The organism is Pedobacter psychrodurus (assembly GCF_032678585.1).
Classification (GTDB): domain Bacteria; phylum Bacteroidota; class Bacteroidia; order Sphingobacteriales; family Sphingobacteriaceae; genus Pedobacter; species Pedobacter psychrodurus_A.
In genome coordinates, this window is record NZ_JAVTSN010000001.1 from 288,034 (window position 1) to 313,267 (window position 25,234).

General features: G+C 40.2%; 10 protein-coding genes. 9 read left to right on the forward strand and 1 reads right to left on the reverse strand.

What is annotated here, in order from left to right; all coding sequences use genetic code 11:
- The first annotated feature begins 8 nt into the window (after positions 1 to 8).
- The 6 genes from R2S57_RS01295 to R2S57_RS01320 all read left to right on the forward strand — a co-directional run bounded on the left by R2S57_RS01295 (position 9) and on the right by R2S57_RS01320 (position 5,378).
- A complete protein-coding gene (locus R2S57_RS01295; protein ID WP_316843312.1) occupies positions 9 to 1,385 on the forward strand; it encodes a substrate import-associated zinc metallohydrolase lipoprotein in 1,377 nt (458 codons plus the stop codon).
- A gap of 8 nt (positions 1,386 to 1,393) precedes the next feature.
- Positions 1,394 to 2,749 (forward strand): DUF4302 domain-containing protein, encoded by a 1,356-nt coding sequence (locus R2S57_RS01300; protein WP_316843313.1) that lies wholly within the window; start codon positions 1,394 to 1,396, stop codon positions 2,747 to 2,749.
- A gap of 106 nt (positions 2,750 to 2,855) precedes the next feature.
- On the forward strand, positions 2,856 to 3,128 hold the full coding sequence (locus R2S57_RS01305; RefSeq protein WP_316843314.1) for a hypothetical protein: 273 nt from the start codon (positions 2,856 to 2,858) through the stop codon (positions 3,126 to 3,128).
- 4 nt (positions 3,129 to 3,132) lie between these two features.
- Positions 3,133 to 3,531 carry a DUF983 domain-containing protein gene (locus R2S57_RS01310; protein WP_316843315.1) on the forward strand — a complete coding sequence of 133 codons (399 nt, stop codon included), beginning with the start codon at positions 3,133 to 3,135 and terminating at the stop codon, positions 3,529 to 3,531.
- Positions 3,532 to 3,742: 211 nt separating this feature from the next.
- On the forward strand, positions 3,743 to 4,405 hold the full coding sequence (locus tag R2S57_RS01315) for a DUF2461 domain-containing protein (RefSeq protein WP_316843316.1): 663 nt from the start codon (positions 3,743 to 3,745) through the stop codon (positions 4,403 to 4,405).
- A 133-nt stretch (positions 4,406 to 4,538) separates the two neighbouring features.
- Positions 4,539 to 5,378, forward strand: coding sequence for a flagellar motor protein MotB (locus R2S57_RS01320; protein WP_316843317.1), 840 nt, complete (start codon positions 4,539 to 4,541; stop codon positions 5,376 to 5,378).
- Positions 5,379 to 5,855: 477 nt separating this feature from the next.
- On the opposite strand, the gene R2S57_RS01325 is transcribed toward R2S57_RS01320, so the two are convergent.
- On the reverse strand, positions 5,856 to 8,447 hold the full coding sequence (locus tag R2S57_RS01325) for a hypothetical protein (protein ID WP_316843318.1): 2,592 nt from the start codon (positions 8,445 to 8,447) through the stop codon (positions 5,856 to 5,858).
- Positions 8,448 to 8,687: 240 nt separating this feature from the next.
- Here R2S57_RS01325 and R2S57_RS01330 point away from each other — a divergent pair, with 240 nt between their 5' ends.
- The 3 genes from R2S57_RS01330 to R2S57_RS01340 are packed head-to-tail and all read left to right on the forward strand — an operon-like array spanning position 8,688 to position 25,190.
- Positions 8,688 to 22,142 (forward strand): putative Ig domain-containing protein, encoded by a 13,455-nt coding sequence (locus R2S57_RS01330; protein ID WP_316843319.1) that lies wholly within the window; start codon positions 8,688 to 8,690, stop codon positions 22,140 to 22,142.
- A 37-nt stretch (positions 22,143 to 22,179) separates the two neighbouring features.
- Positions 22,180 to 23,181 carry a PorP/SprF family type IX secretion system membrane protein gene (locus R2S57_RS01335; protein WP_316843320.1) on the forward strand — a complete coding sequence of 334 codons (1,002 nt, stop codon included), beginning with the start codon at positions 22,180 to 22,182 and terminating at the stop codon, positions 23,179 to 23,181.
- Between the two features lie 8 nt (positions 23,182 to 23,189).
- Positions 23,190 to 25,190: an OmpA family protein gene (locus tag R2S57_RS01340; protein WP_316843321.1), complete on the forward strand. Its 2,001-nt coding sequence runs from the start codon at positions 23,190 to 23,192 to the stop codon at positions 25,188 to 25,190.
- Positions 25,191 to 25,234: the final 44 nt, after the last annotated feature.

Genomic DNA, 25,234 nt, shown 5'->3' on the forward strand with positions numbered 1-25,234 from the left:
CGAATGTTATGAAAAAAAATATTTTTAAGATTTTCGCCGCGTTATTCTTCATAGCAGTGATCGTATCATGCCGTAAAGAAGATCCATTAAATGTGGATTTTAGTAAACTAAACATAGATAACCCAGTTGCAAATACTCCGTTAGATACTTGGTTAACCACAACATTTTTAAACGAGTACAATATTGATGTAATTTATCGTTACAACCGTTTTTATCATGGTGATGATAGAGACGTTGCCGCGGTAAAGGTTGATAAAGTTCAACCACAGATGCAAACGGTTTTGGAGGGCTTTTTATTGCCATACAGGAAAGTTGCTGGTGTAACTTTCATTAAGAAATATGCGCCAAAACAGTTTGTGCTTTTCGGATCAGGATCGTACAATCCGGATAATTCTTACACATTAGCTACTGCTGCTGCTGGAAGAAACATTACCATTTATGATTTGAACAGTTTCGATTTATCGGATCCAAATACCATTGTTAATAAGTTAAGGACAATCCATCACGAGTTTACACACATTCTGAATCAGATTGTGCCAATGCCTGTCGATTTTCAATTGATTACCAAATCAACATACTTGGCAACCTGGACAACAAAAAGTGATGAATCTGCCCAGGCAGATGGATACGTAACACCTTACGCATCAAGCCAGCCTGGAGAGGATTTTGCAGAAACTACTACTTCATTATTGGTTTATGGCCAGGCCTGGTATGATGATAGGGCTAATGGATCTACTGCTGCAGGTAAAATTGCGCTGAAAGCGAAAGAAGCAAGTGTTGAACAATATTTTACTGTTAACCTTGGGATTGATTTTAGAGCACTTCAAAGAGAGATACAAGAAGTTGTAAGAAATACATACAATTATCAACAAGCCAGTTTCCCTTATTGGCTTGGACAGAATTTATACAAAAGTTTAATTGTTAATGCTGCTGGCGATCCCATTTATTCTGCTTTTCCATTATCAACTCCATTTAGCCTGGTTAATAATAACATGAAAACGGCCATAGCTGCTTTGCCTTATGGTTTAACTTATAATTTCATGAAATTAAATTTTACTTCAAGCACAGCCATGGATATAGAGATTAATTTTAATCAGGGCACGCGCTCATTTATATCGAGATATGCTTACACAATGGATCTTGATCAAGCTACTGGTCAAACCAAATTTACTATTGCAGCTGTTGGAGGTAACGATGCATCATGGGTAGGCAATGCCAATTTACTTAGGCCAGCTGTGCAGCCAATGCTTGATTACCTGAGTAACAATACATTTGTTGCAGATTGGCTACCTACCGGAGTTGATGCTGTTAATTACAATAAATATGGAGGTTTCTATGTATTGGGAACACCAGCAAATAATTTTTACGGACTATTAGGACAATAATCATAACGATGAAAAAAATTATATATTTATTTATGGTCTTGCTTGTTTTTGCAAGCTGTAAAAAATCTAACTTCGATCTGGCCTTCGATGAACTGCCAGAGGCAAGAACACAAGAGGCCATTGCAAAGGTAAATACGACGCTTACCACAGCTCCAAATGGCTGGATTGCAACACTGCCTACACAAGCCGGTGGTGGTTATGGCTTTTACATCAAATTTGATGCGGCTACACAAGTGGTAAAAATGTATGGTGATATGACCACTGCAGCTTCAACAACGGCCGGAACCTCTACCTTTAGGGTAAAGGCTAATGCTGGCGCGGAGCTAATTTTTGATACCTATAATTTTATCTCCCTTTTGGACGATCCAAACCCGGCATCTTTTGGTGGGGTTACCGGCTCAGGCCACAAAAGTGATGTGGAGTTTATTTATGATCATTCAACAGCTGATAGCATTATTTTTACTGGCAAAAAATACCGCCAACCATTTAAATTGGTCAAAGCAACTGCTGCGCAGAAAGCGATTTATGAGGCTGGTGGATATACTACAGCTATTGATAAATTCAAAAACTTCTTCGCCACTACAAAAAACCCTTACATAGATATTGTTAGCGGGCAAAAGACGCTTAAAGCGGGAATAACGTTTGATTTTAGTACGAGCGTAACCTCAGGCAAAAGGGCAAGTTTTACTGGGTTATTGGCTGATGAAACCATTGGGAGTGGCAGCTCAAAATATGCTTTTAAACTTGATGGTGTAGATTTTCTTGGTGACGGATTGGTTTACAATGGGATCACTTTTGTAAAAGCGCTGTGGAAAGATGCAACAACACTGGCATTATATGATACAAGTGGCAAGGAATATATTATTAAATCTAATCCTTCTCCGTTATTGCCTCTTTATATCTTAATCGGATCTGGTTATAAAACTGTGATTGTTCCCAATGCAACAACCTATCCAGGTTGGGGTGCTGATTTTATCGCGAGAAGAGCTTTAGCCGTTAACGGCTTGTCACGCTGGAATATTGGTGCGGGTTCATTAAGGTTTCAAAGCATGAATTTTAGCTTCAATGATGTGACCAAGAAACTAGTTCTTGTTATTGATGCACCTGATGGAACCAATGCATTTTCATTGACATTCGATTATACCTATACAAAATCTGCTGATGGCGTATTTAAATTTACACTAGGTGCTTTAGGTGGTAACGAATCGGCCATTGGACCAGATCTGGCCCCTGTATTAGCGCAAAGGATCAATGTAGATACTTTTACTATGGATTATTTTACGCACCCAACAACCGGCGCTACCCTGGCCCAGTTTAAAAGTGTTCAAAATCCTACGTTTACATTCACTGGATCATTACAATAAACTTTTTAATCATTAACACTCTTAAGCCTCCGAAATTTTTCGGGGGCTTTTTTTATGACATAATTTTTAAACCCCTCCAAGCGTTTTATGCTTATATTTGTAGCGAATGAAAAAGAAAGCAATTTTTATCCTGTTTCTATTGGTATTTACATTTGCAGTTAGCCCCAATGTGAATGCCCAATGCGCAATGTGTAGTATAAATGCCGAACAAGGTGTTAAAAATGGCAATACGGTATCTGCAGGTTTAAATACAGGAGTATTATATCTTTTATCTATCCCTTATTTAATGGCAATTATTGTAGGTGTGGTTTGGTATAAAAAATACCGTAAAAAGAATATTCACCTCAACATGAAAAAAGAACCTTTTAATCTCAATTAAAAGCATGTCTGAGCAAACCACCTCAAAGCTTTATGCCATGGTACATTGTAAATGTCCGCATTGCCGTAGAGGGGATATCTTTACAGGCAGTATGTACGGCTGGAACATTCAACATACCAAAGAAATCTGTGGACATTGTGCACAACGCATAGAAATCGAGCCTGGTTACTTTTATGCAGCCATGTATGTGAGTTACGCCATGAATGTGATCGAAATGCTTTTTGCCAGTTTTCTAACCTATCTGGCTTTTGGCCCGCTTACCGATGCTACTTTCTGGCATTATCTGATCGTTATTTTTGCAGGCTGTTTTATCCTGTATCCCTTTAATTACCGCTATTCGAGAATTATATTGCTTCATGTTTTATCGCCTAATATCAAGTACAAGCCGTATTACGACAAATAGGGGTTGGTTAGCGGTTAGCGATGGGCGATGAGCTAAACCATTAACCAATATTCACTGTTAAACCAAGAGTTTAATAAACCAATGGTTAATTAACTAATGACGAATGAGCCAATTTACAGTTTACAATTGGCAGTTTACAATTGGCAGTTTACAATTGGCAGTTTGCAATTACCAATGAACTAATGACCAGTGAACGAATGAACCTCAAGATATGCTTAAAAAAGAGACCCTCAATTTTATAAAAGATGTAGCGGAAAACAATAACCGCGAATGGTTTGCCGCCAACAAACAAGTTTACGAAGATGCAAAGGCTGATGTGCTGGCACTCGTTGCAACTATTATTCCCGAACTGGCCAAAGTAGATCCATTGCTTTCGGCGGAAGCAGACCCAAAAAAGAGCCTTTTGCGTATTTACCGCGATGTGCGTTTCAGTAAAAATAAAGATCCTTATAAAAATAATTTCGGTATCTGGTTTTCGGCAAAGAGCAAAGGTGGCAATGAGCCTGGCTACTACCTCCATATCCAACCCGGTAAAAGTTTTATTGCAGGTGGGTATTGGATGCCCGAAGCACCACATTTAAAACTGATCAGACAAGAAATCGATTATAATATTGGCGATTTTAAAGAAATTATTAATAGTAAAGACTTTAAGGAAAATTTTAAGCTTGGCTTAGATAATGCACTTAAAAATGCCCCTAAAGGATACGACCCCACAGATCCGAATATCGAATTCTTAAAGCTAAAGAGTTTCGAAGCCACCACGAAAATAGAGGATAAAGAATTTTTACAAACAAACCTCGTTAATAAGTTGATAAGTTCTTTTAAAATAGTACAACCATTAGTTGCATTTTTACGCAATGCGATTGAGCAATAAGCAACCATTAATTTATAATAACCAAGGACCAATAATCAATAACCAATGTTCAAACTGTAAAAAGGTCTTGATACTCGATACTAAATACTTGATACTAACTACTCGCTACTAAACTCTTGATACTAAAAAAAACATGAAAAATACCTTTCTTGCATTTGCCCTTCTCCTGTTCATTTCTTCCCTAACATCTTGCGTTGTGTTATCACCAAAAAAGTATAAAGCTTTATTGGGTACTAAAGATTCGCTTTATACCGCCTTTAATGAGGGCTTAATTAAAATTGAAAACTTAGAAAAAGAAGTAAGTAAGTTAAAAAAGGATACTACATTAATGGCCGAAGAGCTTCGCGACCTACAGGGCAACTACAATGAAATTGATGCGAACTATAAAAAGCTCAAAAACAATTCATCATCAGAAATTACGAAGCTATCGGGAGATTTAGCTGCCCGCGAGAAACGTTTAAAAGAAGTAGAAGAAGTTTTGCGTAAACGTGATGAAGCAACTAACGCGCTAAAAGAAAAACTGCAACAGGCACTATTGGGCTTTACCAAAAATGGTTTAACTGTTGAGATTAAAAATGGTAAAGTGTATGTTTCGTTAACGGATAAACTGTTGTTCCCATCAGGAAGTATTATTATTGATGAAAAAGGTAAACAGGCATTGACACAATTGGCTAATGTATTAAAGCAACAGCCAGAAATAAACATTGCAGTAGAAGGCCATACCGATAATCAGAAAATAAATAATTTAGGTCAGATTAAAGATAACTGGGATTTGAGTGTGCTTAGGGCTACATCTGTAGTACGGTACCTAACCGAAAATGAGAAGGTAGAAAGTGTGCGGATGACGGCAACTGGTAAAGGCGAATTCCAACCGCTGGGTACCAATGCAAATGCTGATGGCAGAAGTAAAAACAGAAGGATAGAGATCGTGCTGTCGCCTAAACTGGATGAACTTTACAATCTGATCAAATAAAATTCTTTAGCTAACGTGAACGGATAAGCATTTACAAGATTATTTTAGCTTTTGGAAATGGATGGACAGTGGTTCTTGGCATTATGCATTCCCGCCATTCGCTTCAATCTTTTTGTGCTATTGTCATGCTGAGGTACGAAGCATCTGTTTATAGGTTACAGATGCTTCGTACCTCAGCATGACAGCATATTCAGGGTGGCTGCAACAAAAAGTATTTTCGCTGCTGTCGGGTTTAGAAACAGGGGTTTGTGCACCCTGCAACCTTACAAATGAAATACAACTGTGGCCACCTAGCCGCGGTTGAAGCGATACCCTGCAGCAATGAGGAACGAGGAAGCAAAGCGTAAAAGCGAAAAACGGGAGGAAACCTAGTGTTTTTTACAAGCCCTGCGCTCCAAATAAAAAAAGTATTCTAATATTAGGGAATAGAATTGATTCCTGTTCTTGTAGAAGCCTTGCAACCCATGCAGGGCTTTTTTATAGGTTTTGGTGCCTGCGGTAAGATTTTAAGATCTTAAAGGTATGTTCGAATTCGCTTCCGCTTAGGTTCGAATAATCGGGCATGGAAAGTTTGTGGATGGTTAAAAAATTGAGCAGTTCTTTAATTACGTTCGATACCTCTTCCGATTCTTCGGTATGTTTCAATGTGTCTATTTTGCTTAACAGGAAAGCAATTTCGAACATTTTAAAATCATGCTGGCTGGTAATTTCAAGTCCAATATTCGTTTCTATAAGCGCTTGTTCATAATTGTTCGTCGCATTATAAAAGTTCGCTTTAAGGCTGCTAAAACTCGCCCGGATAAAATTGGTATAATAGGTATAATCGCTACTGATTATTTTATCTACAAACTGGATAATCCGCTGCGCTTTTTTAAAATAGTTAAGTTTAATATAGGTTTGGCCTAAATGGAGCAGTAAAAACGGTGAGAATACCGAGTGTCTTACATAGAATATATTCGGGTATTTGCTTAAGATGGCCATAATAAAACGATGGCATTCTGCATAACTCTTTTGCGAGAATAGGGTAATCAACACCAAACGGTAAGATAGTATTTCTGCCGAAGTAATCTGGTCGTTCTTTTGTGGCGTACTTTTATCTATATCCTGGCAAAGCTTGATGATTTTATCCTCGAGGCTTTTGCTTTCGTTGGGTTTATTGATCAGGTTATTATAAAAGAATAAAATTAAATCGTAAGGATTGATCGGAAATAACTCATTTAACCTTTTGTAATTTCTTTTTAGCAGCTGCATCGTATTGGCCAGCGATACTTTATCCACATCGATAAGATGAACATTGCATTCGATTACATGCAGCATAATCTGAACGTCTTCATTGAGCACATTTTCAGAAATGGTTTTGATGGTTTCTTTGTAAAGGGTACTCATGGTTCTACCAGAAGCCATGATATCGATAAAATCGGTGTCTATACTTAACTTGTTAAAGTTAGAGTTGGGTTTGCCAAGTTCGAATTTAGACACATGGCAGATAAAATCGAAAGCATTGTTTTTTTCGCTATTGGTAAAGGGAAGCTTAAATATGTTTTTTAGGGCAGCAATTTCATTCCGGTTTACGCAAAAGCGGATAGACCAGTTCAGGATATGGTCTCTACGTGCATTCTGTGCAGGAAAGCTGGCTAAAATATATTCGAAAAATGATTTACAAGGTTTATATTCAAATTTATCGGTGATCTGTATAAACAAGAAATAGGTATAAATATCGTCGCTTAAAAATCTGACAATTTCAGTCGGGATAGTCGTGCTTAGCCTTTTCTCTTCGATAATGATGCCCGAATGTAAAAGTTCTTCATAAGCATCAGGATAGCAGTTGATGTAACTGAGTATCTTTTCTTTCGATACCCTGAGTTTCTTAATGCCCTCTGAAATACAATCGCTTATTTTCTTGAGCAAGAATATTTTTTCGGTACTCTTTTTTGCAAGAAATACGCGTTTTTCTAAGAAATAGCTAATTAATTCGTAACACAATAGCGGATTATTCAGCTCAAGATGGTGGTTCTCATCTTTGAGCTTGAAATAAACCTGAAGCCAGAATGGCGTTTTAAATTGAGCCAATAGGGGAGGACTTACATCAGACCTATTGATAATTTTGTTTTCGATATGGCTGAGTGTATACAGTACCTCGTCGACATTTAGCGGTGGTACATTACTTAAGGTATCCTCATCGTAAAATAAACCCGTATACCAGGCTTTGGTTAAAGATGCCGATCCATAGATAGCTGGTTGAAGATTAATCCAGCTATTTGTGCGTAAACCGAAAATGAGTTTAACGAAGTTGTTCTCTTCTATACTGTATAAGAAATCGATAAATGTTTTAAAATAATTGCTTTTGGCCAGAAGTTCGTCAATGCCATCAACAATAACAATAAAGCGACCTTCGCGTTTTTCGGGATTTTTTTTGAAAAAACTGATCAGCTCGGTCAGGCTACCAAATTTAAACTCTTTTAAAAACCAGTCTTTTAAGCTACTCCCACTTTGTATAATGGTATTAATGCTGGTAGAGTTGACCAATAAAACAATATCATTTTTATATATGGCATTTTCTGAGAAGAAAAAGTATTCTACCATATGTGCAAGCAATATCGATTTACCCTGGCCTGGTTGTGCACTTACTGTAGTAAATTGATAATTGTTCTTTAAGAAGTAATCGAAATCGGGATAAAAAAAGTTTCTGTTGGCGGTTGCGCTAAAGGGAACGCCCGAATTATTTTTATTCGCAATCAGCGATACTTCTGTAATGGCATGTGCTTTTAGTTTTAAATCCTGCCAAATGCTCTGAACAGAGGTGGTTTGATTTTCCTTGTCTTTACAAAATGAATCCCAATCATTATACCCTATATATTGAGATAGACTATTTAAGGTGAACAGCGAAAATTTATGTAACGTGTTCGCGAAGCCAAAGAAGCGCTTTATAGTCGTTTCACTTACGTAGTTTTTGGTTTCTTGAAATACATACTCGGAAATAATCTTACAATGAGCTGGGTCGATATTTCTCAAACCAGATTTTATAAGGACAAATTTCCTGAGTTCGATAAGGAGATCGTTAGCATTCATGAATTAACAGATGGGATGACTAGCGCTAATGTCATCATAATTTCACAATTGAGGAAATCTATTCATTAAGAATGCCTCGTATGAATAAAATGAATGAAATGGATTGCATAAAAATGAATAGCAATGGATAGGATAGGAAGCTAATCTAGATATAGATTTGTCATAATTATATAATGCACTTGAAAAACTTTACCAAACAGTAGCATTCCCACATAGTAAGTCTTCTAAATAACGCCTGACATGATGAAAACTCATACTTTCTCGTCCCGAATAGGGATAATCCGCAATACTTGTGTTGCTGTCATCATTCTATTAACGCTCTTTTTCTCGAAATCGTATGCGCAAACCAAAATTTTTGCAAATACTGTATCTGCCCAGAGCAGAGTCGATAATGCTAACAATGCAACTTTAGACAATAACACTTTCGCTACCGTTAATTCGTATGGCGGAATTGCTGTTGGTATAGGTAGCTATAGTGGCGAGCTGGAGTTGAAATATCCGGCAGCGGTTTCGGCGGGAGTAACCTCATATATCCGATTGGATTTTGACGGTGATATTCTGAATAGATTGCTGGGAGGTAGTTTAGGTGGATTACTTGCTAATGTTGGCGGTACGGTTATTCTGGGTAACCACTCCTTTCAGGTTGGGGCCAGAAACGGTACTACTCCTATATTAAGTGGAACGAGTACTGCAGCTTTTTCGGCAGAAAACCTACGTTTGGTAAAAGATGCCAATGGTTTCTTTTATGTGGCGATAACGCCTACACAAGCGTATGACAGGGTATTTGTAAAAGATGTTACCAGCGCTGTATTACTTGGCGTAACCAATAGTACTAAAGTATATTCTGCTTTTTATACCTCAGGAACCGATCCTTGCGCCCAGGCATTTGCTACAGGTTATGAAGGAACGGGTATTACGCTAGACGCCTTACAACTTGGCAGCTCAGGTGTAACCAATAGTGAAAGGGCAATAGATACAGATCCAAATAATTTTTCTCAATTAAGTTTAGGTGTACTTGGCGTGGCTTCATCCATTAGCCAAAATTTTTATTTTACAACACCATCAAATGCTGGTGATGATTTTAACCTAAGATTAAGTTCTACTCCAGCCTTATTAACCGCTGGTGTTTTACAAAATATTTCAGTAACCGCTTATAACGGAAATGCACAGGTTTATACCGCATCGGTATCGAGCCTGTTAAATTTAGACTTACTTGGTTTATTAAACAGCGGACAGGCTGCAACCATACCATTTTCTCCTGGTGTACCTTTCGATCGTGTTAAGGTAACCCTCGGTTCGCTGCTTACTGTAAACCTTACGCAAACCATTAATGTGTATGGTGTAACCCGCTCGGCAGGCAGACCAACCTTTACTTCGCCTGCAAGCAATGCAATTGCTGCCTGTTACAATAGTACTGTAGCTTTAAATGCAACTACTCCAAGTACCAACGAATTGATCTGGTACGATGTGGTTGAAGGCGGAACAGCACTACAAACGGTTGCCTATAATGGAACCTATACTACACCAGCATTAACCGCTACTAAAACTTATTATGTTTCTGCCAGAAGATTAGGCTGTACAGCAGAATCGGTAAGGGTTCCTGTGGTTATTACCGTTAACCCACAGATTATTTTTAATGGTGCAACATTAAGCAATGCAACACCTGGTTTTGCTTATTCTAAACAATTAGATGTAGCTACAGGTGGAACCGCAGGTTATAGTTATGCTTTAGCTGCAGGAAGTACATTGCCAGCAGGTTTAACTTTATCATCAACTGGTGCAATTACGGGAACACCAACTGTAGCCAATGTTTATACTTTTTCGGTAGTTGCAACTGATGCCAAAGGATGTAAGGCAACTGCAACTTATAATTTAACTGTAACTGCTTCACTGGTACTTACGCCAGGTGCATTGCCTGATGGTTTAACAGGAACGGTTTATCCAACACAGACTATTCCAGCAGCCACTGGTGGAACAGGGCCATATACCTATACTGCAACAGGCGTTCCTCCAGGCTTAACCTTTAATCCAACAACAAGAGAGATTACGGGAACACCAACTCAACCTGGAATATATACTATACCAGTTACTGTTGTTGATGCAAACGGTAATACGATTACTTCAAATTATACTGTAAAAATTACTGATCCTTTATTGTTACCTACGGCAACTTTAGCTGATGGTACTACCGGAACAGTTTATACTACACAGATTATTCCAAGTGCAACTGGTGGAACCACGCCATATACCTATTCGGCAACAGGTCTTCCTCCAGGTTTAACCTTTAATCCATCAACCAAGGCCATTACTGGCACACCAACAACTGCCGGTACTTATACCGTACCAGTTACGGTTACAGATGCTGATGGAAAAACGGTAACCACCAATTATAGCATTAAAGTAAACAACCCACTGTTATTGCCGGCTGCAACTTTGCCTGATGGAACAGAGGGAACGGTTTATGCTACGCAAACTTTACCAGCTGCTACTGGTGGTGTTGGTCCTTATACTTATGTTGCAACGGGTCTTCCTGCAGGATTATCGTTTAATACAACTACAAGAGCGGTTACTGGTACACCAACCCAGGCAGGTAATTACACCATTGGTGTTACCGTTACCGATAGTCAGGGTAAAACGGCAAGTAACACATATCCAATCAAAGTAAACGGAACGTTAACCTTACCAACGAAAACCTTACCTAATGGAATTGTTGGTACTTCTTACCTACCACAAACTTTACCAGCGGTAACAGGTGGATCATCTCCATATACCTATGTTGCAACGAATCTTCCTCCGGGATTATCGTTTAACCCAACTACAAGAGAAATTACAGGAACACCAACACAAGGAGGTACCTATAATGTTTCTGTAACCGCTACAGATGCGAACAACAATAAAGCAACTACCACTTACGCAATAACCGTAACCGTAAATGCTCCGGTTGTGGCCTCTGCTACGGTATGTACGGGAAGCACAGCAACTTTAACTGTTAGTAACCTTCAAACTGGTGTAACTTATAACTGGTACGCATCAACAGGTAGTACCCCATTAGTAACCGGTAACAATGGTACTTTTGTAACTCCAGCAGTAAACGGAGCAACTGTATTTTATGTTGAAGCCGTTTCTGGAACAGCAATCAGTACAAGAACATCGGTTACTGTTTCGGTTAATCCGCCTGCAACTTTAGCAACGGTTACAACCAATAACCAGGTAATCAACTCTGGACAAACTACAACTTTAACTGCAACTGCCGACGCAGGCAATACCATCGCCTGGTTTGATGCTGCAACCGCAGGAACTCAAGTGGGAACAGGAACATCGTTTACCACCCCAGCTTTAACAGCGACCAAAATTTATTATATAGAAACGACCAGTACCAATGGATGTAAAAGCGCAACCCGAGTTCCGGTAACTGTAACCGTAATTAATGGTGGTGGTACCACAGCTTGTAATGCGGCCAACGGTCAAAGTACAGGTATAAATGGTATCTGCCTTTTATGTGGAATAAATGGTGCAGGTAATTCAACAGATGCTGATGCCAGTAACTTTACCAGAATAACACTTTCAGTAGGTGTTGCTGCAACTGGTTACCAAAGATTAATTTTTCCATCAACTGGTGTTGCTACAGATAGCATCCGTTTAGATTTGGCTTTACCAACAGGTTTAGCTGATGTTGGTCTTTTAAATAATGTAACCGTTACCGTATTAAATGGTACTACCGTTGTAAGAACAGTATCATTAGGCGGAGGACTGTTAAATCTTCGACTTTTATCAGGTAACCGTTTTGCAGCAACTGTGTTAGCAGGTGGCGCATACGATAGGGTTCAGGTGAGCTTTGGCGCATTGGTTTCGGCTTTAACGAGCTTAGATATTTATGGTGCTACAGTAGTTTATCCTAATCCAACTTTTATATCGGGTACACAATCCATCTGTTCAGGTAGTACTGCAGCATTAAGTGCAACTGCAAACGGGGGGACAACTTTGGCGTGGTTCGATGCACCAACAGGTGGAACACAGGTTGGAACAGGTGCAAACTTCACTACTCCGGCTTTAACTGCTTCTAAAACTTATTACGTTCAGGTAAGCAAAGGAACCTGTTCAAATACAACAAGAGTTCCGGTAGTTATTACCGTTAACCCAGCAATTGTATTTGTGGGTACGGCTTTAACCAACGCAACAATTGCTTCGGCATACAGTAAACAACTTCCGGTAGCAACTGGCGGTACAGCTGGTTATACCTATGCATTGGCTGCGGGCAGTACCTTACCAGCTGGTTTAACTTTATCAGCAACAGGTTTGGTAAGTGGAACACCAACTGCCACAGGTAATGCAACATTCGATGTTGTGGCAACGGATACAAAGGGATGTAGCACAACAGCAACCTTTACTTTAACAGTAACACCTGCTTTGGCTTTAGCTCCCGGAGCATTGCCTAATGGTGTAACGGGTACAGCTTATACCACAAATGGAATTCCAGCTGCAACTGGCGGAACCGGACCATATACGTATTCGGCTACTGCACTTCCTCCGGGATTAACCTTTAACCCTGCAACAAGAGAAATTACTGGTACGCCAACTCAAATCGGAAACTTTACGATTCCGGTTACAGTAACAGATGCCAATGGCAATACTATTACGGCTAATTATACACTTAAAGTAACCGATCCATTGGTGTTACCAGCGGCAACTTTAGCCAAGGGAACAACAGGAACAGTTTATCCAACACAAACTATTCCATCTGCAACAGGTGGAACTACACCTTATACCTATGCTGCAACTGGTCTTCCTCCGGGATTAACATTTAATCCGGCAACAAGAGAAATTACAGGAACACCTACACAAGCCGGAACTTTCACCGTACCGGTAACGGTTACCGATGCTGATGGAAAAACAGCAAACAATAACTATACAATAGTAGTGGTTAATCCTTTATTGTTACCAGCAGCAACTTTGCCTAACGGAACAGAAGGAACTGTTTATGCTACCCAAACTTTGCCATCAGCAACAGGTGGTGTTGGTCCATATACTTATGTAGCAACTAATCTTCCTGCCGGATTAACTTATAATCCAACAACGAGAGCAGTTTCGGGAACACCTACACAAGCGGGAAATTATTCGATCAGTGTAACTGCAACCGATAGTGAAGGCAGAACTGCTAGTAATACTTACGCACTTAAAGTAATAGGTATATTGTCATTACCAGGTGCAACTTTACCAAACGGTATTGTTGGTACACCTTACCCAACACAAACTTTACCAGCTGTAACAGGTGGAACAGCTCCATATACTTATTTAGCAACGAACCTTCCTCCGGGATTGAGTTTTAATACTGCAACAAGAGAAATTACAGGAACCCCAACTTTAGGTGGAACTTTTACCATCTCTTTAACTGCAACAGATGCAAATGGCAACAAAGCTACAACAGCATATAGTTTAACGGTAACCGTTAACGCTCCAGTAGTTGCTGCGGCAACGGTTTGTGCCGGAAGCCCAGCTACATTAAGCGTTAGCAATTTGCAGGCTGGCGTAACCTACAACTGGTATGCTTCTACAGGAAGTACACCATTGGTTACCAATAATACAGGTGTTTTTGTAACACCTGCAGTAACAGCTCCTACTGTATTTTATGTGGAGGCGGTATCTGGAACGGCGGTAAGTTCGAGAACTGCGGTTAACGTTACAGTTAACCCATCAGCAACTTTAGCAACAGTAACCACCAATAACCAGGTAATTAATGCTGGTCAGTCTACTACTTTACTCGCTACAGCTGATGCGGGCAATACTATTCAATGGTACGATGCCGCTACAGCTGGAACACAGGTAGGAACAGGTACTTCATTCGTTACTCCGGTATTGTCGGCTACTACAACCTATTATGTAGAAACAACAAATGCCAGCGGTTGTAAAAGTGCAACACGCGTTCCGGTGACTGTTACCGTATTAAATAACGGTGGTGGTACCGCATGTAATGCAGCCAATTCACAAAACACAGGTATTACCGGAATTTGTTTATTGTGCGGTATAACTGGTGCCGGAAATTCTACTGATGCCGACCCATCTAACTTCACCAGAATATCACTTTCTGTAGGAGTGGGTTCGTCAGGTTACCAACAGTTAATTTTCCCTTCAGTTGGTACCGCTACAGATAGTCTTCGTTTAGATTTAGCTTTACCAACTGGTTTGGCCGATGTTGGTTTATTAAATAACGTAACCGTTACCATATTAAATGGTACCACGGTTGTAAAAACAGTACAATTAAATGGTGGGTTATTAAATCTTCGACTGTTATCGGGTAACCGTTTTGCCGCAACGATATTGGCAGGCGGTGCTTACGATAGAGTACAGGTTAGCTTCGGTGCATTGGTTACCGCTTTAACCAGCTTAGATGTATATGGTGCAACCGTAATTTATCCTAGTCCAACATTAACTGCTGGTGCACAAACCATTTGTGCCGGAAGTACTGCAACATTAACTGCAACCGCAAACGGTGGTACTACATTGGCATGGTACGATGCTGCAACTGGTGGTACACAATTGGCCACTGGCTCAACATTTACTACCCCAGCTTTAGCTGCTACCACAACATATTATATTCAGGTAAGCAAGGCAGGTTGTCCGAATTCAACAAGAATTCCGGTAACAGTAACCGTTACACCAGCATTACCGATACCGGTACTGGCCACAATAGCCAATGTTTGTGAAGGATCATCAGCAACTTTATCGGTTGCTAATCCAGATGCTGCTGTAACTTATAAATGGTACGATGCTGCAGTAGGTGGAAACTTAGTATTCACTGGTGCAGTATTCCCAACTCCGGCATTAACAACTGCAACTACTTATTTTGTAGAGGCATCTCAAGGAAACTGTACGAGTGCTGTACGTGCTGCGGCTGCAGTATCCGTAAATCCTCGTCCGGTTTTACCAGTAATCACTGCAAGTTCTTCAACAGTAAGTGCAGGTCAGACGGCTATTTTAACGGCTAGTTCGGCAGATGCAACCAATACTTTCAATTGGTATACTTCTAACACTTCAACTACACCAGTTTATGTAGGTGCTACTTATGTTACACCTCCATTATTGGCTACCACAACTTATTATGTAGCATCTGTTTCTACAAACGGTTGTACATCTGCAACCCGCGTTCAGGTTACGATTACCGTTACTGGTGGTGGTCCAACCCCTGTTCCATGCGAGGCGGCAACTACACAGGTTAATGGTGTTAACGGTGTAGCTTTATTATCAGGTGTGTTTAACCCAACATTGGCGATCGATAACGATACCCAAACTGCATCTTCATTGGTAATGCCAGTAGGAGCACTTGGTGCATCGGTTTATCAAAGAGTTGGTTTTGGGTCACTATCTAAAGTGGGCGATACAGTGCGTGTTTTAGTATCATCTCCAGGAAAACTATTATCACTTTCGTTATTAGGAAACGCTGCAATCACTACTTATGTTGGAACCAACAGTAACGGTGACTCGAAATTCTTAAATGATAACTTAATTAATATTCAGTTGTTGAGCGGCAATACCCAGGCTTTAATCACTTTTGTTCCAACGAATGTTTTCGACGGAGTAGAGGTGAGGTTAAACTCAGGTTTATTAGGTGCTTTAACATCAATCAATTTAAATTACGCACGACGCATCTTGGTTGCACCTACTGTAACATCAGCAAATGTTACGGCTTGTGTGGGCCAGACTGCACAGCTTGAGGTAAGTAACCCATCAGCAAGTTTAACTTACAAATGGTACGATGCTACAGGTGCATACATTACCGGTAAAGACGGTATCATCTTTACTACTCCAGTTTTAACAGGCAATACTAAATTTTACGTTGCAGCAGTTTCTGCAACTGGTTGTGTAAGTTATAAAACAGTTGTAAATGTAACCACCAACCCAGCACCGGTAACACCAGATCTACTTTCAGCATCTGTTAATACCTGTCCTAATACATCGGTTACCTTCCAGGTTAAAAACCCAATTGCAGGCACAACTTATAACTGGTACGATACTGCAACATCTACAACGGTATTATTTACTGGTGATAATTTTATTACCCCATTAATTACGGCAAACAGAAGTTATTTTGTAGCAGCTGTAAACAGCTGTGGTAGTTCGTCGACCAGAACTGAGGGCAAAATTATATTGGGAACCATTGATGTTCCGGTAATTACGCCGCCATCAATTACCATTAGTGAAGGTGCTGTTGCTGTATTAAAAGCAACTTCGAGTACAGCAGGTGCAACCATTAAGTGGTTTACTACTGCAAACGGAGTAGTACCGATATTTACAGGTGAAACTTATGTAACACCACAATTAAGTGCAACAACAACCTATTATGTAGAGGCTTCGGTACCTGGCGGATGTACTGCAACAAGCAGGGCAATGGTAACGGTTACTGTAATTCCAAATGGTAACCCAATAGCTACACCTTGTGGAGCCGCTACAACAACTGTTGCAAGTGGTGTAACTGGTATAGGTGTATTGGCTGGAGTTTTCAACCCAACTTTTGCGGTTGATAATGACATCAATACAGGGTCTAGCTTGGTTATCCCGGTAGGATTACTTGGTGCATCTGTGTATCACCAGGTTGGTTTTACAGGATTATCAAATGTTGGTGATACCTTAAGAGTGAAAATTACCACTCCAGGTACATTGCTTTCGGTAGCTGTATTGCCAAACTTAACGGTAACTACTTTCCAAGGTACAACCAGCAACAACGATGCGGTTTCTGTATCGAACCCATTAATCAGCTTAAAACTATTAACTGGTGGAACATCGGCCATATTAACTTTCGTACCAACAAGTAAATTCGATGGTGTAGAACTGAGATTAAGCTCAGGCTTGCTTGGTGCATTAACATCTGTTAATTTAGATTATGCACAAAGGGTAATCACTACACCAAAAGTTTCATCTGCTACGGCAAGCGCCTGTCAGGGTTCATCTGCTACATTAAGCGTACAGAACCCACAAGCAGGAGTGGTGTACAAATGGTACTTAGGCACAACTTATCAGGCAGGAAAAGATGGCGCTACTTTCTTAACCGATCCAACTTTAGCTGCAGGAACTTATACTTATTCGGTAACGGCAACAGCTAATGGTTGTGAGACAGTAGGAACCAAAGTAGTGGTAACCATATTGCCTCCGGCAGTAAAACCTATTCCATCAACCACTAATCCAGCTACAACCTGTATTGGTACACCTGCTACCTTAAGTGTACAGGCAGTTGCAGGTATTACTTATAACTGGTATGATGCGGCTATAGGTGGAAACATGTTGGTAACAAACAACAGTAGCTTTACAACACCTGCAAATCTTGCAGCAGGAACATACAGCTATTATGTAGAAGCCGTAAGCGGAGCAGGTTGTTCAAATCCATCTCGTACGGTAGTTTCGATCACGGTTAACCCAGCTGCAGGTCTTGCAGACTTAACAGTAAGCGGAACAACTTCATTATGTGCTTCTGGTAAAGCGGTACTTACTGCAGCCAGCACAACAGTTACCAGTCCGGTATTTACATGGTATACAGATGCTGCTTTAACACAGGTTGCTTTTGTTGGAGCGGTATTTAATACACCAGCAATTAATGTAACTACCAAATACTATGTTACCGTTAGCGGAACAAATAAATGTGCAAATACGCCAGGCAATGCCAAAGAGGTTACCGTTACGGTAAACCCAATTGCTGGCCCTGCAGATATTAACTTAGCTGGAACAAGTACCGTTTGTGGTGGCTCTTCGGTTACTTTAACCGCAACAAGCACAACAGTTACCAACCCGGTATTTACCTGGTATAGCAATGCTGCTTTAACAACAGTAGCGTTCACAGGTCCTAGCTTTATCACTCCTACACTCACTGCAACCACCACATATTATGTTACGGTTAAAGGTGATAACAAATGTGAGAATACAGCAGCAACAGCAAAACCGATTACCATTACGGTTAATCCAGCTGCTACTGACGCCGACATTGCCACTAACGGTATTACTTCGATCTGTAAAGGATCAACCGCTGCCTTGTCTGCTTCAACAACTACAGTAATTAATCCGGTATTTACCTGGTACAGCAATGCTGCGCTAACAACAGTAGCTCATGTTGGTGCCAGCTTTACCACACCTGTACTAAACGCAACCACTACTTATTATGTAACGGTAAAAGGTGATAATAAATGTGAGAACCTACCTGCAAACGCTAAAGTTGTTACCGTAACAGTTAAAGAGTTTGCCACACCTGCAGATATTGCAGTAAGCAATGCTAAAATATGTGCGGGTTCTACCGTAATGTTAATGGCTTCGAGTACAACAGTAACTCAACCGGTATTTACCTGGTACAGTGATGCTTCGTTAACAAGCGTAGTGTTTACTGGTCCAACGTTTACGGTAACTGGATTAACAGCTACTACTTCTTATTATGTAACTGTTAAAGGCACTAATAAATGTGAAAATAGTGCAGCAGATGCCAAAGTGGTAACCGTAACGGTTAATCCTTTGGCCATTAGTACCGATATTATTCTTAGTGGAAGCACAACAGCTTGCGCAGGATCTGCAGCGGTATTAAGTGCAACATCTACAACAGTAACCAATCCGGTATTTACCTGGTATAGCGATGCAGCATTAACCAATGTAAGTTTCATTGGTGCTACATATACAACACCACCATTAAATGCAACCACTACTTATTATGTAACCGTAAAAGGCGACAATAAATGTGAAAATGCACCTGGTACTGCAAGGATAATCACTGTAACTGTGAAACCTGTTTCTACAGCTTCAGATATCACAGCTGCCGATGCAACAATCTGTGCAAGCTCTGGAACTACCTTGGTAGCCAGTACAACAACAGTAACTAATCCAACATTTACCTGGTACAGGGATGCGGCCTTAACTTCGGTAGCTTTCGTAGGTACCTCATTCGTTACCCCAGTATTAAACGCAACCACTAAATACTATGTTACGGTTAAGGGTGATAACAAATGTGAAAACTCAGGTGTCACTGCAAAAGTGGTAACCGTTACTGTTAATCAGTCTGCGGTGCTTGCCGATATTACCCTATCAACACCAACATTGGTTTGTGGATCAGGTACAGCGGTAATCAATGCTAGCTCAACAACAGTAACCAGTCCAATATTTACCTGGTACAACGATGCTTCGTTAACAAGTGTTGCCTTTACCGGACCAATATTTACCACGCCAGTATTAACTACTACTACCACATATTATGTAACCGTTAAAGGTGCAAACAAATGTGAGAGTACTGTAGCGAATGCAGCTAAGGTGACCATCAAGGTTAACCCGATAGCGGTGGCTAGTGATATTGTTGTAAATGGTTCGACAAGTGTTTGTGGTGGATCTGCAGCAGTATTAACTGCTAGCAGTACAACGGTTACCAACCCAGTATTTACCTGGTATACCAATGCAACATTAACCAATGTAGCTTTTGTAGGTGCAGTATTTACTACACCTGTATTAACTGCCAATACCACTTATTATGTAACTGTAAAAGGTGATAACAAGTGTGAAAACAGTGCTGCTACGGCTAAATCAATCAACATAGTAGTTAACCCTGTAGCATCAGCAAGTGATGTTACCGCGGCAGATGCTACCATTTGTGCAGGATCAACAGCAAGCTTGGTGGCCAGCACTACAACAGTAACCAACCCAATATTTACCTGGTACAGCGATGCGGCCTTAACAACGCCAGTATTTACGGGAGCAACATTTATAACCCCGGTACTAAATGCAACAACTAAATATTACCTTACGGTAAAAGGTGATAACAGATGTGAAAGTTCTGTGGCAAATGCAAAAGTGGTTACCGTTAATGTAAACACAGGTGCAACAGCAGCTGACATTACGCTAACAACACCGGCCAAAGTTTGTGGATCGGGAGCGGCAGTAATCAGTGCAAGTTCTACAACGGTTACCAGTCCGGTATTTACCTGGTATAACGATGCTTCATTAACAAGTGTCGCATTTACCGGCCCAATCTTTACAACACCAGTATTAACCACAACCACTACCTATTATGTAACTGTTAAAGGTGCCAACAGGTGTGAAAATACGGTTGCTAATGCGAAAGCAGTAACAGTTACTGTGAATCCAATAGCAGTAGCCGCTGATATAACTGTGAATGGATCAACTTCGGTTTGTGCAAATACAGCAGCAATATTAACAGCAACAAGCACAACGGTAACTAATCCAATATTTACCTGGTATAGTAATCCTGCCCTAACAACTGTAGTATTTACAGGGCCGGTATATACCACCCCAGTATTAAGTGCTAACGCAACTTATTATGTAACTGTTAAAGGTGATAACAAATGTGAAAACAGTGCTGCAACTGCTAGAGTAGTAGCGATCACGGTAAATCCTTTACCAAATAATCCAGTAGTATCTGGTCCGAATGGTGGAATTTGCGCAGGTGATGGAGCTGTACTTACAGTAACCAATGCACAAGCGGGTGTTACTTACGAATGGTACAATGCAGCAGTAGGTGGTAACCTATTGTTCACTGGTACAACATACAGTGTAACCGCTTTAACTGCCACAACAGATTACTACATATTAGCGATCGGAACAGGTGGCTGTAATAACAATGGTGGCCGTGTTAAAGTAACGGTTACTGTTAATGCAAAACCAACTGTGCCAACGGTAGCTTCAACATCGGTTAGCGTGTGTACAGGCAGCCCAGCGGTATTAACTGTTACAAACCCTCAAACAGGAGTAATATATAACTGGTATACAGCAGCAGTAGGCGGAACATTGGCCGGAACAGGCGTAAACTTTACTACTCCTGCGGTTAACGCAAACACCACATACTTTGTAGAAGGTGCAAACGGAACATGTATCTCTTCATCTAGAACACCAGTAAATGTAAGTGCCCTACCAGTACCAGTTGCACCAACATCGGTAACAGCTGCAAATGGAACACTTTGCTCAGGTAGTTCAACCATATTAACGGTAAACAATCCGGTAGCTGGATTAATTTACAGATGGTACGCTGCAAGCTCTAACGGAGCGGTATTGGCAGAAGGTATAACCTTTACCACACCAAACTTAACTGCCACCACAATCTACTATGTAGAAGCGATTGCAGTAGGTGGCTGTGCAAGCCCAACAAGAACAGGGGTTACGGTAACCGTACTTCCGGTGTTAGATAAGCCAGCAGTAGTGGTACAAACTACTACACCAAATAGTGTAACGTTTGCATGGGCTGCGGTTGCAGGTGCTACGGCTTACGAAGTTTCATTAGATAATGGTTTAACATGGGTTAATCCAACCAGTGGGTCAACCGGAACAACTTACTTAGTTGCAGGTTTAAAACCAGATCAAAGTGTAAGCATCCTGGTAAGAGCCAAAGGTCAGATTGATTGCCAAACCAGTCAAAATGGTGCAGCAACTGGCAAAGCAGCTAATCCATTCGGTGATCAGGTGTATATACCAAATGCATTTACGCCAAATAACGACGGTAAAAATGATACATTCTTAATCTATGGCAATACCATATCAAGCGCCAAAATGAGTATTTATACTCAATGGGGTCAATTGATATTCCAGTCAGACAACGTAGCGAATGGATGGGATGGAACGTTCAAAGGCGTAAATCAACCGATCGGAGTTTATGTGTACATGGTTGATATTACATTCACCAATGGAACAACATCATTGAGAAAAGGTACAGTAACGCTGATTAGATAAGAAGAGGATTAATAATAAACAGATAAAATCAAAGACCATGAAAATACTATCGGCTTTAAAAATATATGTTGCAGTGCTAGGACTACTGCTGTGTACAGCTAAGTCCTTCGCACAAACTGATCCGCATTTTTCACAGTATTATGCAAATCCGTTATACCTTAATCCGGCTTTAACGGGTGTGATAGACGGCGATTACCGTGCAACTGTAAACTTTAAACAACAGTGGAGTGCACTTAACAGTTCTTTCTTAACGGGCGGTGCATCCTTCGATCTTGCCCCGAAAAAGAACTTCGCCTTCGGTGCAACCATTTTAAACCAAAGGGCTGGGGAGTTAGATTTTAACTACCTGTCTGCCCTGGTATCGGGGTCGTACCGCTTAAGGTTCGGTGCCGAAGGTTTACAGATGGTGAGCTTTGGTTTACAGGCCGGCGTAATTAACCGTAGCTTTGATTTTTCTCAGGCCAGGTTTGGTAACCAGTTTAATCCGATTTCGGGTTATGATGGCGGAATGATGAGCGGCGAAACACTTTCATCACAATCATCTTTGGTACCCGATGTAAACGCGGGGATCATGTTTTTTGATGGTAACCCGAACAAGAGTGTAAACGTTTTCTTAGGTGCAAGTGCGGCGCACTTAACCCGCCCTATGGATCGTTTCTCTGGCTCAAACTCACGTATCCCAATTCGTTTTACCGCTCATGGCGGTGCGCGCATCAAGGCTTCAGAGTCATTGGATATTGTACCTAATGCATTGTTTATGTATCAGGGTAACACAAACGAAGTATCGTTAGGTGCTTATGCACAGCTTAACGTTAATCCATCTGCAAACATCCTATTTGGTGGTAACTACCGTAATAAAGATGCTGCAATTGCTTTTGTTGGACTACAGTTAAAAAACATGGTTTTCGGATTGAGTTATGATGTAAATACCTCTACATTCAACCGCGCATCAAACAGTAACGGTGGTTTAGAGCTTTCAATTTCTTTAATTGGCCGTAATGGTATTATTGGTCCAAACTTCTTTTGTCCACGTTTATAATTATTCAGATGAAAAAAATATTACTCTTCTTATTAGTGGCATTTGGCGGTTTTGCAAACGCACAGTATGTGGTAAATTATAAAAAGGTTGCAGATACTTATTTCGAAAATAAGGACTATTATGCCGCATCTACTTTTTATAAGAAAGCTTTAAAAATTACTGGCGATAGTACCCAGGCCATTTTACCGTACGGTAAGGAAAGAAAATCGGCAACAGAAGATAAAATAGCGGAAGATTATGAGGGATCTATTTATAACCTTGCAGAATCTAGCAGGTTATATAGAGAATTTAATGAGGCTGAAAAATATTATGCTATAGCGATCACTTTTACCAATACCCGTTATAAAAAAGCGTTATTCTATTATGCAGAAAGTTTAAGGGCAAATAAAAAATTTAACCTGGCTATCGATGCTTTTCAACAGTTTATCGATAAGAATCCTGGCGATGTTTTGGCTAAAGATGCACAAAAGGAAATCGAATCGTGTAAATTTGCTATCGAAGAAATGCGTTTTCCCCGTATGGTTCAGGTTAAAAAAGTACCAGGTAATGTAAATGGTTTAGGATCTAACTACGCAGCGGTTAAAATCAACAATGAGTTATATTTTACCTCATCGCGTCCGGTTGCTGTAGGCAGTAAAAAAGATATGGTTAAAACAGATGGTGGAGAAATCCAGGTATCAACCAAAACCAATCCGTTTATTAACGGCATTTATGCAGCCAAAGGCGACTTAAGTTCAGCTGATATTGCGGTGAAAAAGATAGACATCAGCTTCGCTAAAAACACTGAAATTGCTGCAGCTGCTTCTACCCCAGATGGCAATACCGTATATTTTACGGCCTGGAAAGACAAAGAAAAATATGCGATTTATAGCTCGAAAAAAGCTGGCGATAAATGGGCTGATCCACAACCGGTAGGTTTACAGGTAAACAGTAAAGATTTTAATTCATCGCAACCTTTCGTTACCAGTGATGGTAAATTCCTTCTTTTCTCATCTGATAGAAGTGGTGGTTATGGTAAATACGATCTTTGGTACTGCGCCATTCGCGAGGATGGATCATTAGGTCAGGCGATAAATATGGGCTCAACCATTAATACTTCTGATGATGAGCGCGCACCATATTATAACCCACTAACCAAAAAACTATTGTTCAGTACCGATGGCAGGGTAGGTTTTGGTGGTCTTGATTTCTTTGAATCTGAAGGTGATCTTGTAGATTGGACTACTCCAAAAAACGCAGGCTATCCATTTAATTCATCAAAAGATGATCTTTACTTCACGGCAACTGATGATAAAGGAACAAAAGGCTACATTAGTTCTGATCGCGAATCGTCATGCTGTTTGGAAGTATTTGAACTGAAAAAGGAATATTTGTCAATCGCAGGTATTTTAACTGATTGTAAAACTAAATTGCCTTTGGCAGGTGCTAATGTAACCCTGAACAATGCAGAAGGCACACAGAAGGTAATAACAGGTACTGATGGTGTATATAAGTTTAAGGTAGATTCGAAAAGACCAATTAAATTGCTTTTTGCAAAAGACAATTACTTTGCCGTAACCAAAAACTATGCTTACGAAGAATTGGCAAAAGCAGATACCTTAGTTTATAAGGATTACTGTTTAAGCCCTTTCAAAATCGGTATCCCAATGGCATTGGATAATGTTTATTATGAATTTAACAGTGCCGAATTAACCGAACCTTCTAAAAAAGTGTTAGACTTCCTGATCCCGATTATGGAAGATAATCCTGAAATGGAAATAGAGCTTGGCTCGCATACCGATAACATCGGAACCGATGAGTATAACCTGGATCTATCGAACAGAAGAGCGAAATCATGTACTGATTATTTAGAAAGTAAAGGTATTGCCGCTGCCAGAATGACTTCAAAAGGTTATGGAGAATCGGTGCCTATTGCGCCAAACGAAATTATTGTTAAACGCAAGAAAAAAGATAATCCTGCTGGAAGAGCTAAAAACAGAAGAACAGAATTTAAAGTAACCAAAAAATAAAATAGATTAACATCCCGGTAAGCCATCTCCCTGAAAAGGAAGGT

Coding starts and splice junctions, on each gene's coding strand:
- R2S57_RS01320 (WP_316843317.1), top strand. CDS start 4,539: ATGAAAAATACCTTTCTTGCATTTGCCCTTCTCCTGTTCATTTCTTCC.
- R2S57_RS01310 (WP_316843315.1), top strand. CDS start 3,133: ATGTCTGAGCAAACCACCTCAAAGCTTTATGCCATGGTACATTGTAAA.
- R2S57_RS01325 (WP_316843318.1), bottom strand. CDS start 8,447: ATGAATGCTAACGATCTCCTTATCGAACTCAGGAAATTTGTCCTTATA.
- R2S57_RS01335 (WP_316843320.1), top strand. CDS start 22,180: ATGAAAATACTATCGGCTTTAAAAATATATGTTGCAGTGCTAGGACTA.
- R2S57_RS01315 (WP_316843316.1), top strand. CDS start 3,743: ATGCTTAAAAAAGAGACCCTCAATTTTATAAAAGATGTAGCGGAAAAC.
- R2S57_RS01300 (WP_316843313.1), top strand. CDS start 1,394: ATGAAAAAAATTATATATTTATTTATGGTCTTGCTTGTTTTTGCAAGC.
- R2S57_RS01330 (WP_316843319.1), top strand. CDS start 8,688: ATGATGAAAACTCATACTTTCTCGTCCCGAATAGGGATAATCCGCAAT.
- R2S57_RS01340 (WP_316843321.1), top strand. CDS start 23,190: ATGAAAAAAATATTACTCTTCTTATTAGTGGCATTTGGCGGTTTTGCA.
- R2S57_RS01305 (WP_316843314.1), top strand. CDS start 2,856: ATGAAAAAGAAAGCAATTTTTATCCTGTTTCTATTGGTATTTACATTT.
- R2S57_RS01295 (WP_316843312.1), top strand. CDS start 9: ATGAAAAAAAATATTTTTAAGATTTTCGCCGCGTTATTCTTCATAGCA.